The organism is Arenibacter sp. F20364 (assembly GCF_023015905.1).
In the GTDB taxonomy this organism is placed as follows: Bacteria; Bacteroidota; Bacteroidia; order Flavobacteriales; family Flavobacteriaceae; genus Arenibacter.
This window is the reverse complement of the sequence record NZ_JALKBD010000042.1, coordinates 15467-30526: the sequence shown is the minus strand read 5'-3', so window position 1 is coordinate 30526 and position 15060 is coordinate 15467. Positions and strand designations below refer to the sequence as shown.

Sequence of the window (15060 nt, the reverse complement as noted above, 5' to 3'; positions counted from 1 at the left end):
TCTGGTCTAGGTTCCCTGGTAAATTCCGGTACTTTCCCGAGCATAACAGGGGGCAACGCACAAAACGATAGCGACAAAGACGGGATTAGTGACACTTGGGAAAACGCAAACGGATTAAATGCCAATGATGCAAGTGATAACAATAAGGAAACCGATGCAAGTGGATATACCAACTTGGAAGTGTACTTGCACGCGCTGACAATAAAATAATATCAAACTTTAATCGAAAAACAGAAAAAGAGGCCAGATGGCCTCTTTTTTTATATAATTTTAAAACTATTTGATTAGAATTATAGCCCAAAGAAATTATCCAAAGATCGGCTACAAAAAATTAGCTCTATGAAAATTACAAACTGAAATTGAATACTAATACGCCATTGGTTTCGATTCGGGCAAAAAGAGAGGTGTTTCTCAATTTTATTCATCTTAACCCCTATCTTTGGGTTGCAAAAGATTAAAACTTCTGTAATAAAATCAATAATAATACTGATAATCGTTTTTAATCGCAATTCAAGTTCAAGGTTCTATTAATTGTAAAAAAACTCTCAAATTTGCATTATCAATTTTAGATACCATTAATATCCCTAACAAACATATATGAAAATATTGGTTACCGGAGCGGCAGGTTTTATTGGTTTTCATGTAACCCGATTATTGATGAAAAAGGGTCATGAGGTGATTGGATTAGATAATATTAATGACTATTACGACACGAATCTAAAATTTGACCGCTTAAAAGAATTGGGCATTTCCTATAAAAATGCTAAAAAGTTCAATAAACTGAGTACCAGTAGAACAAATCCAGATTCCTTCAGGTTTATACGCTTAAATCTAGAAGATAGGGAGGCACTACCTTTGTTATTCCAGAAAAACCATTTTGAGGTAGTATGCAACCTTGCGGCCCAAGCCGGAGTGCGTTATAGTCTAGAAAACCCTGAAGCCTATATAGACAGCAATATAGTGGGGTTTCTGAACATTCTGGAATGTTGTAGACATTATAATATTGAACACCTTGTTTACGCAAGTAGCTCGAGCGTTTATGGTTTGAACAAGAAAGTACCCTTTGAGACTACAGACAATGTGGACCACCCAATAAGCCTTTATGCAGCAACTAAAAAGAGTAATGAACTCATGGCCCATACTTACAGTCATCTTTATGGTTTTGCTAGTACAGGGCTTCGATTTTTTACGGTCTATGGCCCTTGGGGACGCCCAGATATGGCCATGTTCCTTTTTACCGATGCTATTATTCAAGGTAAACCCATTAAAGTTTTTAATCAAGGACAAATGGAACGCGATTTCACCTATATAGATGATATTGCTGAAGGGGTTGTTCGAGTAATAGAAAAAGACACCAAAGAGAGGATAAACAAACGGCAGAGTTACAAAATATATAACATTGGCAACAATAATTCAGTCAAGCTTCTTGACTTTATAGAGGCCATTGAAAACAATTTAGGGATAAGGGCAAAAAGGGAATACCTACCCATGCAAGCGGGGGACGTTGAAAAAACATGGGCCAATGTAGAAGCCTTGATCAATGATTTTGATTACAAACCTAATACGCCCATACAAAAGGGCATTGAATTATTTATTCAATGGTACAAAGAATATTATAAACAATAACGACCCTAACAGCGAATATAAATATGGGCTTTCAAGGAAAAAAGAATATTGTAAAAGTTGTCTTATCTAGCATTTTACTCATAGCTTTAGTAATAGCACTGTTAAAATTGAATGGTATTAGAGATCGATCCGTCGAAGGTTGGACACAAGCTGTAGAACCATTTGAGGGATATAAGGAAGCCGATTTAAAAATCAAAAGTGCTTTTAAAAGCAATTCAAATTCGGCCACCCCTTTTGTCAGATATCAGGAGCTTTTTAGTTATTTCACCAATGGTTTTAATGAATACCGCTCTAAAAATGGTGCCTTAATCCATTATCCGGGTGACTTAAGTTCCAACGGAAGAAAAATAAATGCCTTAGAGGGATTTGCCCGTTATTTTCCTCTTGCCGCTTCCTGGTTATCAGGCGGAAAACCAAACATTGTATTGCTCAACAATAATGAAGTAGACCTTGTCGCACTTCTTCGCGAAGGAATCTTAGCAGGCACGGATCCAAACAATGCAGAATACTGGGGAGATATCCAGAATAGGGACCAACGCATAGTAGAGGCGGCAGATATAGCCCTCGGATTATGGATTAGCCGGGACCTCATATGGACAACATTAACAACAAAGGAGAAAGAACGAATTGCCAATTGGCTCAACCAATCCTTAAACAAAGAAATTGAAAATAATAATTGGAATCTCTTCCCTATTACTATCCACAAATCACTCGAAAGTCTTGGTTATAGCGATAAGACCTACGACCAAAAGATTTATGAAACCTACCAGAATTATAAAACTCAATTCTATTTGGGCGAAGGATGGTTTAATGACCCTCCAAATGGGGTTGATTACTATAACGCATGGGCTATACATTATAGTTTGTTTTGGCTGGACCAAATCGACCCTGATTTAGACCCCAAATTTATTAGAAAAACACATAAGGAATTCCTCGCATTCTACCGATTTTTATTTAGTGAAAATGGATTTCCCATTATGGGAAGAAGTGTATGTTACCGTATTGCTGCGCCAGCCCCATTAATTACAGGTGCATTAATTGTTCCAAATGAAATCCCCCCAGGTCTGGCCTTTAGAGCTCTAGATCTAACTTGGAGTTTTTTCGTCGAAAATAATTCACTACAACAAGGAACCGTAACCCAAGGTTATTTTGAACCCGATATGAGTATTCTTGACTCCTACTCCGGAACCGGTAGTTGCCAATGGTCCTTGCGCTCTCTAATTGTAGCTTTTTATGTAGATAACTATATCCCGCTATGGAATTCTCCAGAAGTCAAATTACCTGTGGAAATTGATGATTTTTCAATTACCAATAATACTATTGGTTGGAGAATTATTGGAGACAAATCCACTCAAACAATTGATTTGGAATTGTTACATAACAAAGAAAAAGCGCAGCCAAAGCTAGTAAAATATGGAATAAACAATAAAATAAAAGAATATATAGCGCATCGCCCCATTAGGCCTAACAATCATAACGCTCTTTATAACGGTTATTTATATTCAACGGCATTCCCTGTTCCAAGTTCTCCATAAAATTCTAGAACTACATCCAGGGTGTAATTTTAATATAACTGGGAATGCACATAAAATATATTTTTCAATCACCTATCACATAAAGTGCAGGTTTATGTTGTGCCCTGTCAACATATGATCATTGAACAACAGGGCCTATAAATTGTAGCAGACAAGAAGAAAATTTAAAGATCGTACTATTACATACTAGTAATTCCAATACTTTTTTAAGAACAACTTTTTGGTATAATGTGCTAACTTAAAGTTACATAATTCATCATTGGCCTCTATTTTTGGGGATATCAACTTATATATTATAGTGGTTATTTTAAATAGATTATGCAGTATGGTTCATTTCATCGAGAATATTACGACTTAAAATAATAATGGTTATACTTTAAATTACTTTTAGTCATCTTTGCAACTTAAAATTAATTAAAAATGAATAGCATATCACCACGCCTAAATCCAGAAAACCATATATTGGTTACTGGAGGAGCTGGATTTATTGGTTCCAATTTATGTGAAGCACTATTAGAAAATGGCAATCAAGTAACTTGTTTGGATAATTTCGCAACGGGAAAACGAGAAAATATTGCGCATTTAATGACAAATCCAAGTTTCAAGCTAATTGAAGGCGACATTAGAAATTTGACCGATTGCCAGAAGGCCTGTACTGGTGTTGATTACATTCTGCATCAAGCGGCATTGGGGTCTGTCCCCAGATCTATCAATGACCCTATTACAAGTAATGATGTTAATGTTTCCGGATTTTTAAATATGTTGGTAGCTGCAAGGGATGCCAAAGTAAAGCGTTTCGTGTATGCCGCCAGTTCTTCTACTTATGGTGACTCCGAAGCCTTGCCAAAAGTTGAAGATGTAATTGGAAAGCCACTTTCGCCCTATGCAATTACCAAGTATGTAAATGAACTATACGCCGACATTTTCAGCAAAACATATGGATTAGAGACAATAGGTCTACGTTATTTTAATGTTTTTGGCAGAAAACAGGACCCGAATGGTGCCTATGCTGCGGTAATCCCGAAATTTGTAATGCAGTTGATGAAATACGAATCCCCTGTCATAAATGGAGATGGCAGCTATTCCAGGGATTTCACATATATAGAGAATGTTATCCAAATGAACCTTAGGTCGATAAGCAGTAATAATAAAGAGGCCATAAATACCGTTTACAATGTAGCATATGGAGAACGTACAGATTTAAAAGAGTTGGTATCCTTATTAAAAGAATATCTGAGTGTTTACGATCCAAAGATTGCACAAGTAGATATAAAATATGGCCCCAACCGACAAGGAGATGTACCCCATTCCCTGGCATCTATAGAAAAAGCAAAAAAATTACTAGGTTACGATCCTAAATATAATATAGAGTCAGGATTAAAGGAAGCTGTACAATGGTATTGGGCAAATTTAAAATAGCATTTAAATGAATTTAACAGTAATTGGAACAGGCTATGTGGGCTTGGTAAGTGGTACTTGTTTTGCCGAAATGGGCAATACGGTAACCTGTATTGATGTTGATACAAAAAAAATAGAAAATTTAAAAAAAGGTATCATCCCTATTTACGAACCAGGTTTAGAGGCCATGGTAAAGAGAAATACCGAAAACAACACCTTGCACTTCAGTACCAACCTAAATAATCACCTTCAAAAATGTGATATGGCTTTTATTGCCGTTGGCACTCCTATGGGAGATGACGGCTCTGCCGATTTAAAGTATGTACTACAAGTAGCAAAAAAAATAGGTCAACATATGACCCATCCTATAATTATTGTTGACAAATCCACGGTTCCAGTAGGTACTGCAGATAAGGTATCCGCCACTATCCAAGAAGAGCTAAATAAACGGAACGTTTCCATAGAATATCATGTGGTCTCCAATCCTGAGTTTTTGAAGGAAGGGGATGCCATAAATGATTTTATGAAGCCCGATAGGGTCGTTATTGGGTCAGACAATCTGGATTCAACCGAAAAAATGAGAAGATTATACTCCCCATTTTTCAGAAGCAGTCAGGACAGATTGATCACCATGGATGTCCGTTCGGCTGAAATGACCAAGTATGTGGCCAATGCCATGCTGGCCACAAAAATTTCGTTTATGAACGAAATAGCCAATATATGTGAATTGGTGGGCGCGGATGTAAATAAGGTAAGAATTGGGATTGGATCCGACAGCAGAATTGGGTATAGCTTTATCTATCCAGGTTCGGGATATGGCGGCTCATGTTTTCCAAAAGATGTCAAGGCATTGAAAAAAACAGCAGAAGAACACGGTTACAAAGCTAGTTTAATTACTTCGGTTGAAGATGTTAACGACAGGCAAAAACTTGTTATTGCCAATAAGGTTGTCAATAAATTTGGTGAAGATTTAAAAGGAAAAACCTTTGCCGTTTGGGGCTTGGCTTTTAAGCCCGAGACTGATGATATGCGGGAAGCTCCTGCAATTTATGTCATTAAGGAATTGGTGAAGCGTGGCGCAAAAATACAGGCTTATGATCCAAAAGCCATGGAAGAGGCAGAGCATTTTTATTTAAAAGATATAAAAGGTGTTTCTTATTGCAAGTCCAAGTACGACACTCTAAATAATGCCGATGCCATGATTCTACTTACGGAATGGAAAGAGTTTAGATCTCCTGATTTTGAAGAATTAAAAAAACAACTAAAAGAGGCCGTTATTTTTGATGGGCGCAATCAATATAATGATGACCTAATGAAAAAACTGGGGTTCGAATATTATCAAATAGGTAAGAAATAGAAGATGTTAATATATTGCGTATTAACCTCAAAAAACAATTAAACTTTTGACAAGTTTTTAAAAAAATAAATGTCTTTGTAAATAAAAATATATGAAATCGATTAAAATTGCTGTTATTGGATTGGGTTATGTGGGTTTACCTTTAGCTCGTTTATTTGCCACAAAGTATCCAGTTGTAGGTTTCGACATAAATCAAAAAAGGATTGGCGAACTAACGACTGGAAATGACTCTACCCTTGAAATAGATGACAAAACTTTAAAGGCAGTTTTAAAAAATAGTCCAAATGATGAAAATGGCTTGTTTTGCTCTGCTGACCTTAAAGATATAGAAAATTGCAATCATTATATAGTAACTGTACCTACACCTGTAGACAAGAACAATAGACCAGATTTAACACCATTGTATAAATCCAGTGAAACTGTTGGAAAAGTATTAAAGAAAGGGGATATCGTAATTTATGAATCAACTGTTTATCCCGGGGTTACCGAAGAAGAATGTGTTCCCGTGTTGGAAAAGATAAGTGGTCTTAAATTCAATGTGGATTTTTTTGCAGGTTATTCCCCTGAACGCATCAACCCTGGAGATAAGGAACATACCGTTGAAAAAATTCTTAAAGTTACTGCTGGATCTACTCCAGAGGTAGGAAATACAGTAAATGATCTTTATGCCTCCGTAATTACGGCAGGAACCCATTTGGCACCCTCAATTAAGGTAGCAGAAGCTTCTAAAGTAATTGAAAATTCACAACGCGATATCAATATCGCCTTCGTAAATGAGTTGGCAAAAATTTTCAATCTAATGAATATTGATACTCATGCTGTACTTGAGGCCGCAGGAACCAAATGGAATTTTTTACCTTTTAAACCAGGCTTGGTGGGTGGTCACTGTATTGGGGTGGACCCCTATTATTTGGCTCAAAAAGCACAAGAATTTGGTTACCATACCGAAATAATATTGGCAGGAAGAAGAATGAACGACAGTATGGGTGGTTATGTTGCCTCGGAAATTATTAAACTCATGGTACAAAACGACCTTAAAATAAAAGGAGGAAACATCTTAGTCCTAGGTATTACATTCAAGGAAAATTGTCCTGATGTCAGAAATACAAAGGCCGTAGATGTAATTAGAAATTTGGAGAACTATGGCACTAATGTTAGCATCCACGATCCATGGGCCAATCCTGAGGAGGTTATACATGAATATGGTTTAACCACTTCAATGAGTATTCCAAAACAAACTTTTGACGCCATTGTTTTAACCGTTTCGCATAAAGCATTCTTAGATTTGGATTATAATGCATTACTAAAGCCGAACGGAGTCTTATACGATGTGAAAGGATTTTTAAAAACTGATAAGGTTAATGGACGACTATAATAAAAACAGTGGTGATTTGAAGTCACCTTTAGTTAGTATTATTATTCCCGTATATAATGTTGAGAACTATCTAAACAGATGTATCGATAGTATTGTAAACCAGACATATTCTAATATAGAAGTCCTGTTAATTAATGACGGATCAACGGATGGCAGTGGTAAATTATGTGAAAAATTAGAGGCTGAAGATAAAAGAATCAAAGTTGTACACCAATTAAATTCTGGCTCAAGTATTGCTAGGAATAAAGGGCTTGAAATAGCACAAGGAGAATACATCTGCTTTGTGGATAGTGATGATTGGATTGAATTGAATATGATAGAGGTCATGCTATCATATGCCCTAAAGACTGGTTTAAAATTGATTGAATGTGGTTCTATAGAATCCAATCAAAATAAGGAGTCCAAAAGCAGTTTCGATAGTATTTCAATTGAAACTAGGGAGGTAGCCATGGAGCGCATTATTAAAAATTTGCTGTTCGCTGTCTGGAGAAGAATTTATCATAAGAGCTTGGTTGAAAATAAATTCTTTATCCCAAATAAAATACATCAGGATGTTTTTTACACAATAGATATAGTCAATAACATTAATGAAATTGGGTTTATAGATTATCCGTTCTATAATTATAATGTTGAAAATACCGATAGCGTAATTCGTGGAAAATATACCCTGCAAAAATTAAATGCCATTGATGCTGGATTGTATGTAGTTGAGCAAACCAAAACATATAATCAAAAAATCAATCTTTATGCAAGGATGTACTTAGTGAAATTTTTGACCCTTCACTATGACCAACTTTTCTTTAATAACGGGCTTGATAAGGACTTTTCCCATAGAAAAAAAATAAAAAAACTTGTTACGGAAAATCTTAAAAGCGATAATTATACTTTTTATGGCTTTTTGTTAAAAGTGCTTCCTTTTCCATTATATGGCTTTTTTTTAAAAATAAATAACTACCGTATAGATATTCAGCGACAAATTCTCAAATCCAAGAAAAATGTCTAGGGTAAGTAAGGCCATAAAAAATGTGAAGTTTAGTCTGTTCTTCTATATCCTATATATAGTAGTCCAATTTTTTGCGAGAAAAATATTTCTTGAAGGATTGGGAGATTCATTCATTGGACTTACGGCTACATTACAAAGTTTTCTTGGATTTCTAAATTTGGCGGAATTGGGAATTGGAACTGCAGTTGGCTTCTCCTTATACAAACCCATTTTTAAAAAAGACTACCAAGAATTAAACAACATTATTGGCTTATTTGGATACTTGTATCGTAAAATTGGACAAATACTGATAATTTCTGGAATTATACTTTCTTTATTCTTTCCAATAATTTTCGAGGATGTATCCATTTCCCTAGGCATAATATACTATGTGTTCTTTTCCTTTTTAGTAAGTTCCTTGCTGGGTTATTTTTACAACTATCATTTGTTTCTACTTGAAGCAGACCAAAAGTCATACATAGTAGCCTCCTATTTTCAATCATTTAATTTAATAAAAATAGTAATCCAATCTATAATCGTCTTCTATTTTCAAAGCTTCTTGGCATGGATTACGTTGGAACTGGTTTTCTCCATATTATATAGTTTTTTTTTAAGAAAAAGAATCATAAAGGAATATCCTTGGTTATGGCTAAACAACGACACAGGAAAGGCTATGTTTAAAAAATATCCAGATATCATACTTAAGGTAAAACAAATTAGCGCCCATAAATTCGGGAATTTTGTAACTACAAATACCGACCAAATATTGATTTTCATTTTTATAAGCGTTGAAAGTGTTGCGTTTTTTGGTAATTATCAATTGATTTTTGGTAAATTATCCTCCTTGACCAATACCGCATTTGCTGGAACCGGGGCCGGTATAGGTAACTTAGTTGCCGAAAACAATAAAGCCTCTATTAAGAAAGTATTTTGGGAGATGATGGCCCTCCGTTTTTTTATCGCAGGAATAATGTGCATTACGCTCTTTTATGTCGTTGAACCTTTTATTGGTATATGGCTTGGTGAAAAATATATTCTTGACAGGAATGTATTTTTTCTTTTCCTATTAAACCTATTTATCCTACAAATAAGAGTCCCAGTAGATCACTTTAAGGATGCTTATGGCCTGTTTGCGGACACTTGGGCCCCAATAACTCAGAGCATTATCAACCTCGGATTCTCGCTTTATTTTGTGCAAAGCTTGGGTATGGCAGGAATTCTATTGGGAACTTTGGTTAGTTTCTCTTTAATAATATTGATTTGGAGACCTTATTATTTATTCAAACACGGATTTGAAATAAGTTTATGGGAATACTGGAAAGAATTCTCTAAACTCATATTGGCCTTTGTTTTAGGTGTGTTTTTAACAAATTTGATCATAAACAATTTCCCTTTTAATATTGCATCGGGCTTTGTAGGGCTAGTCTTTTACGGTCTAGGAGTTATTCTTATTGCACTGGTATTCTATAGTACAGCCCTGCTTATAGTTAGCCCCGGTTTTAGGGATATAAGCAATCGAGTTTTGAAAATATTTAAACTTAAAAAATGAAAATTGATTTTATATGTAGTTCCCTTGTAGGTGGCGGCGCGGAACGTGTATTGGTAAATCTAGCCAATCATCTAGAAACTAAAGGGTATAATTTATCAATTATCACCTTTAATCCTGGGGATGATTATGAAATTTCCAAGAATATATCAAGAATACGTTTACATGAAGGTAAACCTAAAAATCATAAGCTAAGAAGTGCCAATAATTTGATAAAATATTATAAAGAAAAAAATAATCGACCAGATATCGTAATCTCATTTATAACTGAAACCAATTTAATTTCTATACTAGTTTCCCGGTTATATTCATTAAAAATAATTTGCTCAGAGCACATAACTTTTTTACAAAAAGGTAATTATATAACTAAATTCACCAGAAATTTCATCTATCGTTTTGCCAATATTATTACTGTGCTAACATCTTTTGACAAACCTTTTTATGAAGGTAAAGGATGCAAAGTAGTTGTAATGCCAAATCCCTGTACTTTTATTCCCTTAAAGAATAATACCATAAACCGTAAAAACGTGATATTGGCCATTGGCAATCTTAATAGATATCACCATAAAGGCTTTGACAATTTAATTGAACTGGCTGCACCAATATTAAAAAGCAATAAGGATTGGAGTTTAAAAATAGTGGGCGGTGGAGAAAAAGGATTGGAAGTACTGTCCAAGTTGGTGGCAGCATATAATGTAAATGACCAAATAATTTTTACCGGATTCCGAAATGATATTAATAAAGTCATGCAAGAATCGTCAGTTTTTATTCTGCCTTCAAGATTTGAAGGTTTACCCATGGTTCTGTTGGAAGCAATGTCGCAAGGCATGGCGTGTATAGCATATGATTGTAAAACTGGTCCTGCCGATATTATTGTGCACCAAGAAAATGGACTTTTGATAAATGACCAAGATATGAAAGATATGCAAGTTGGGTTAACCCAATTACTTAGTGATGAAAAATTAAGAAGAAATCTTAGTGTTAAGGCCATTAATAGTCTGAACAAATACTCTATTGAAAATGTTGGGCGGTTATGGGAAGATTTATTTAAATCATTACAACCTTTAAAATGAAAAGAATAGGTGAATTATGTTTTTTTGTTCCGTTTATTGCTAGCGCCCTAAATATTTCAACATTTGTAGCGTGGTATGTTTCTGAGACTATTGGTCAGGCAATACCCTATCTGAATTTTGGACTAGTCATCGCCGGATTATTCATATATATAAAAAAGGCCAATTCATTTCCGTCTACTATAAAATTGTGGATATGGTTTTTTTGTTTATATCTGGCTCTGGGCCTATTAGCTAATGCAGTTTACGACAACCCTGTTTCTATATTAAAAAGTACAATTCCGTTTGTTTATTTTCTAGGATTTTCAGTGTTTCTAAGTATTCCCGAAAATCATAAAAAAACAGGAATTCTAATCACTGTTGTTTTCTTAGTCTCTTGTATTCTTCTAATAATTCTTCAGCGTTACAATTTTTCACTGGACACTGAAGGAGTTTCTAAGTTTGATTTGGAGCGTGCGGACGGGGTATACGCAGATGCAAACAATGCCTCCATAGTATGTTTACTAACTTTTTTATTCATCCAACATATATTTATCCCAAAAACAAAATTACAAAAAATATTAAAAATTGGGGCTTCTGCCGTGGCACTGTACGCATTAATTTTGACCTTCTCCAAAACCGGGTTTATTGTTCTGTTAATAATATTGGGATTAACCTATCACAAATTGTTTAATCCAAAAAGAATTTTATTATCCCTAATTTTTATTCCAATTGCCTTATTTGGCCTAATCAATATAGTTCGTAATTCTACATCACTATCACTAGTTCAAAAAAATAGGGTTGAGAATATATTTAATTTATTGTCGTTAGAAACAGATAAAGTTGAATATTCAGGAAGAGGTCGTTTGTTCGAAGGCTTAATGAACTCTATTTACGAGCATCCAATCCTTGGTAATGGAATTGATTATTCGGTTGAAATTAGAGGTCACAATACTATTTTTGGAGTTTGGTCAGATGCCGGTATTTTCTGTTTTGTCTTCTTTTTATTTTTATTATTCTGGTTATTCAGAAAATCAATCCAAGCTCCTGTTGAAATAAGATACTTTTCCCTATCAATACTTTTTGTTTTATGCATTTTTATGTTGAGTTTGCAAACTGTTATTAATCAACCTTATCTGGTAGTAATTTTTGCATGGCTGGGATTCTTAATTTCAAGCGAAAATTTAAAATCTGAAAGGTTCTAATCCAAATGAAAATGAAAATCGATTTTGTAATAGGGAGAATGAAGTCCGGAGGTGCTGAAAGGGTAGTTAGTTTATTAGCCAATCATTTAGCTGAAAATGACAACCAAGTTAGGATAATAACCTTTAGGGAAGGAGACGATTATACATTGCACCCTTCTATTGAAAGAATTAGATTTCACAATAAATTTATTATTAATTCTTCTATAATTAAAGGTTTTTTTCTGTTGTTAAAATTCTATTTCACAAAAAAAAACCGTCCAGATGTAATTAGTTCCCATATAGATTTAATGGGTTATTCAACGATTATACCTTCAAAATTGTATGGGATTAAACTTGTTGTATCAGAACATTTCAATCACTTTAATCAAAAAGTTACAATTCCAAAATGGTTTTTATGGAACTTTATGTATCGCCTTCCTGATGCAATTACTATTCTAACAAAATTTGATCTATCCTTTTTTAAGAATAAGAATAAGAATGTTGTAGTTATGCCAAACCCATGCTCCTTCTCTCTCGTTGGCAATATAAATTCACCAAGGGAAAAAGTAATCTTAGCTGTTGGTAATCTTAATCGCTATCATCATAAAGGATTTGATAATTTAATGAACATTGTTTCAGAAATTCTGAAACAAAATGCTGACTGGAAATTAAAAATAGTTGGAGAAGGTGATGTTGGAAAAAATCTCCTGATCAAGGAAGCGAGAAGATTGGGTATAGAAAAACAAATAATATTAACTGGATTTAGAGCGGATGTAAAAGATATTATGGCAAGTTCAGAAATTTTCATTCTTTCTTCTCGGCATGAAGGTTTGCCAATGGTACTTATTGAAGCGGTTTCACAGGGCATGGCCTGTATCTCCTACGACTGTATTTCGGGGCCTTCGGACATTATTGAAAATAATGTAAACGGTATATTGGTTAGTGATCAAAATATAGAAGAAATGACCGCCAAATTAAATGAACTGGTCATAGACAAAAATTTAAGAGAATCCTTAAGGTTACAAACTATAGGATCATTAGATAAATTTTCGATGGAAAATGTAGGTGAAAAGTGGACAAAGCTTTTCCATGGTTTTTTCGTTAAAAAATAAATTATTCAATAAAATGTGCGGAATTTACGGAACTACGATTAGGTATAAAAAACAAGAAATCGAAACTAAATTGAATAGAATTTCGTTTCGCGGCCCTGATAAAATGGGGGTTAGTCAATTGGAATCAAATGACAACCTAGTTACTTTGGGTCACAATAGATTGGCCATAATCGATTTAGACCCACGCTCCAACCAACCTTTTACCTATAGCGACAACATCCATATTGTCTTTAATGGCGAAATATACAATTATATAGACTTAAAAAAATCACTTGGCAGTAAGGGGTATTCTTTTAATACCACCAGTGATACTGAAGTTATGTGTGCCGCGTATATGGAGTATGGTGAAAAATGTGTCGATTATTTCAATGGGATGTTCGCATTTGTAATTTATGATGAAAAAAATCAACTATTATTTGGGGCTAGGGATAGAATGGGTAAAAAACCATTCTACTACTACGTCAATGGTAGGGATTTTGAATTTGCAAGTCAAATCTCAGCCATTCAATTATTCAATAAAAAACTTTCAATTTCCCAAAAATCCATTAACAATTATCTTAGCTGGGGTACCATTCCTGATCCTGATACAATTTTTAATGAGGTTAAAAAATTAAAAGCCGGTTATTCTTTTGTTTACGATCTAAATTCAGGTTCTTACAACCAGAAACCATATTGGGATTTGGATTATAAGGGCACAAATCTTTACGATGGATCCTATGAGGATGCTAAAAACGAATTGGAGTCCATATTGTCCGATGCTGTAAAAATTAGATTATTCGCAGATGTGCCTGTTGGTATATTTTTGTCCGGAGGAGTAGATTCTTCATTGGTAGCAGCAATGGCCACCAAGGCCACAAACGAAAAGGTAAAGACTTTTTCGGTTAAATTCGATACAAAAGGTTTTGATGAAAGTGCCTATGCGCAAAAAGTAGCCCAACATTTGCAAACCGATCACCATGTCATTGAATGTAATTATAATGAGGGGCTAGACTTAATCTCCAACCTTAGTGAGTACTATGACGAGCCTTTCGCCGATTCCTCTGCCGTTCCATCGTTATTACTTTCCAAACATACAAAAAAACATGTAACTGTAGCATTGTCAGGCGATGGCGGTGATGAAAGTTTTTTGGGATATCACCGATATAATTGGATGAACTACATTCAAAAAGCCTATAGTATTCCAGATTTCGCCAGAAATATATTAGTTAATTGCTTAAATAATGTACCATACTACAAGAGCAAAGTAATAGCCAATGTTTTAAACAACAAAAACATAAACGATGCATACCTTGGCATGATGGTTAACACTAAAAATCATTTGCTGGTAAATACACCGGATTTAAGCGATCTGGAAGAAAGAAAATACTTATACCATGAAAACAAAAATATATACGAGCGAATATCAGATTTTGATTTAAAAACCTATCTAAACTGGGACATTAATACGAAAGTAGATAGAGCTTCAATGGCTTTTTCCTTGGAAACAAGAGCTCCCTTATTGGATTATAGAGTGGTTGAATTTTCGAGATCAATTCCTACGGACTTTAAATTTAACAAGAGTAACCAGAAGAGAATTCTAAAGGATATATTGTACAAGCATGTTCCAAAAGATTTTTTTGACCGCCCTAAGTCTGGATTTACCATGCCGTTTAAAGTTTGGTTTAGAAATGAATTAAAAGATTATGTTCTAAGTGAACTAAGTGATGAAGGTCTTAAAACAATACCAGGAATTAAAATACCAGAAGTTAAAACAACCATACATGAGCATATGGATGGGACGGCTAATAAGTATCCAACCATTTGGGCCCTATTGGTTTTGAAACAGTGGTTGTCCAAAAACGCTGTTGGTTTGGAAATAAAGTAAATCTTATAACGTTCCCTTTAAGAACATTCCTG

12 protein-coding genes are annotated in these 15060 nt (G+C 34.5%); all 12 read left to right on the top strand.

All coding sequences use genetic code 11. The features are described 5' to 3' along the window. On the top strand, nt 1-210 hold a 210-nt coding region (locus tag MWU84_RS21480), incomplete at its 5' end, for a hypothetical protein (RefSeq protein WP_246905613.1). 387 nt (nt 211-597) lie between these two features. Next, nucleotides 598-1626 (top strand): NAD-dependent epimerase, encoded by a 1029-nt coding sequence (locus MWU84_RS21475; protein WP_246905611.1) that lies wholly within the window; start codon nt 598-600, stop codon nt 1624-1626. 107 nt (nt 1627-1733) lie between these two features. Then, nucleotides 1734-3161, top strand: a complete 1428-nt coding sequence (locus MWU84_RS21470) for a DUF2264 domain-containing protein (protein WP_246905609.1) — start codon at nt 1734-1736, stop codon at nt 3159-3161. A 420-nt stretch (nt 3162-3581) separates the two neighbouring features. Continuing rightward, nucleotides 3582-4580, top strand: coding sequence for an SDR family oxidoreductase (locus tag MWU84_RS21465; protein ID WP_246905607.1), 999 nt, complete (start codon nt 3582-3584; stop codon nt 4578-4580). A 7-nt stretch (nt 4581-4587) separates the two neighbouring features. Further along, entirely contained in the window at nt 4588-5916 is a 1329-nt protein-coding gene (locus MWU84_RS21460) for a UDP-glucose/GDP-mannose dehydrogenase family protein (RefSeq protein ID WP_246905604.1), read from the top strand. A 91-nt stretch (nt 5917-6007) separates the two neighbouring features. Beyond that, nucleotides 6008-7291: a nucleotide sugar dehydrogenase gene (locus MWU84_RS21455; protein WP_246905601.1), complete on the top strand. Its 1284-nt coding sequence runs from the start codon at nt 6008-6010 to the stop codon at nt 7289-7291. After that, nucleotides 7278-8294 (top strand): glycosyltransferase, encoded by a 1017-nt coding sequence (locus MWU84_RS21450; protein ID WP_246905592.1) that lies wholly within the window; start codon nt 7278-7280, stop codon nt 8292-8294. Before MWU84_RS21455 ends, MWU84_RS21450 begins: the two co-directional genes overlap by 14 nt. Then, on the top strand, nt 8287-9822 hold the full coding sequence (locus MWU84_RS21445) for a hypothetical protein (RefSeq protein ID WP_246905587.1): 1536 nt from the start codon (nt 8287-8289) through the stop codon (nt 9820-9822). Before MWU84_RS21450 ends, MWU84_RS21445 begins: the two co-directional genes overlap by 8 nt. Continuing rightward, nucleotides 9819-10892: a glycosyltransferase family 4 protein gene (locus MWU84_RS21440; protein ID WP_246905581.1), complete on the top strand. Its 1074-nt coding sequence runs from the start codon at nt 9819-9821 to the stop codon at nt 10890-10892. The genes MWU84_RS21445 and MWU84_RS21440 overlap by 4 nt, the downstream gene beginning before the upstream one ends. Further along, nucleotides 10889-12073 (top strand): O-antigen ligase family protein, encoded by a 1185-nt coding sequence (locus MWU84_RS21435; protein WP_246905577.1) that lies wholly within the window; start codon nt 10889-10891, stop codon nt 12071-12073. Before MWU84_RS21440 ends, MWU84_RS21435 begins: the two co-directional genes overlap by 4 nt. A gap of 11 nt (nt 12074-12084) precedes the next feature. Then, on the top strand, nt 12085-13164 hold the full coding sequence (locus MWU84_RS21430; RefSeq protein ID WP_246905574.1) for a glycosyltransferase family 4 protein: 1080 nt from the start codon (nt 12085-12087) through the stop codon (nt 13162-13164). A 13-nt stretch (nt 13165-13177) separates the two neighbouring features. Next, nucleotides 13178-15028, top strand: coding sequence for an asparagine synthase (glutamine-hydrolyzing) (gene asnB, locus MWU84_RS21425; protein WP_246905573.1), 1851 nt, complete (start codon nt 13178-13180; stop codon nt 15026-15028). Nucleotides 15029-15060: the final 32 nt, after the last annotated feature.

Bases quoted from the DNA above. Each gene is read 5' to 3' on its own strand.
- MWU84_RS21455 (WP_246905601.1), top strand. From the start codon at position 6,008: ATGAAATCGATTAAAATTGCTGTTATTGGATTGGGTTATGTGGGTTTA.
- MWU84_RS21440 (WP_246905581.1), top strand. From the start codon at position 9,819: ATGAAAATTGATTTTATATGTAGTTCCCTTGTAGGTGGCGGCGCGGAA.
- MWU84_RS21465 (WP_246905607.1), top strand. From the start codon at position 3,582: ATGAATAGCATATCACCACGCCTAAATCCAGAAAACCATATATTGGTT.
- MWU84_RS21475 (WP_246905611.1), top strand. From the start codon at position 598: ATGAAAATATTGGTTACCGGAGCGGCAGGTTTTATTGGTTTTCATGTA.
- MWU84_RS21435 (WP_246905577.1), top strand. From the start codon at position 10,889: ATGAAAAGAATAGGTGAATTATGTTTTTTTGTTCCGTTTATTGCTAGC.
- MWU84_RS21445 (WP_246905587.1), top strand. From the start codon at position 8,287: ATGTCTAGGGTAAGTAAGGCCATAAAAAATGTGAAGTTTAGTCTGTTC.
- MWU84_RS21430 (WP_246905574.1), top strand. From the start codon at position 12,085: ATGAAAATCGATTTTGTAATAGGGAGAATGAAGTCCGGAGGTGCTGAA.
- MWU84_RS21450 (WP_246905592.1), top strand. From the start codon at position 7,278: ATGGACGACTATAATAAAAACAGTGGTGATTTGAAGTCACCTTTAGTT.
- MWU84_RS21460 (WP_246905604.1), top strand. From the start codon at position 4,588: ATGAATTTAACAGTAATTGGAACAGGCTATGTGGGCTTGGTAAGTGGT.
- asnB (WP_246905573.1), top strand. From the start codon at position 13,178: ATGTGCGGAATTTACGGAACTACGATTAGGTATAAAAAACAAGAAATC.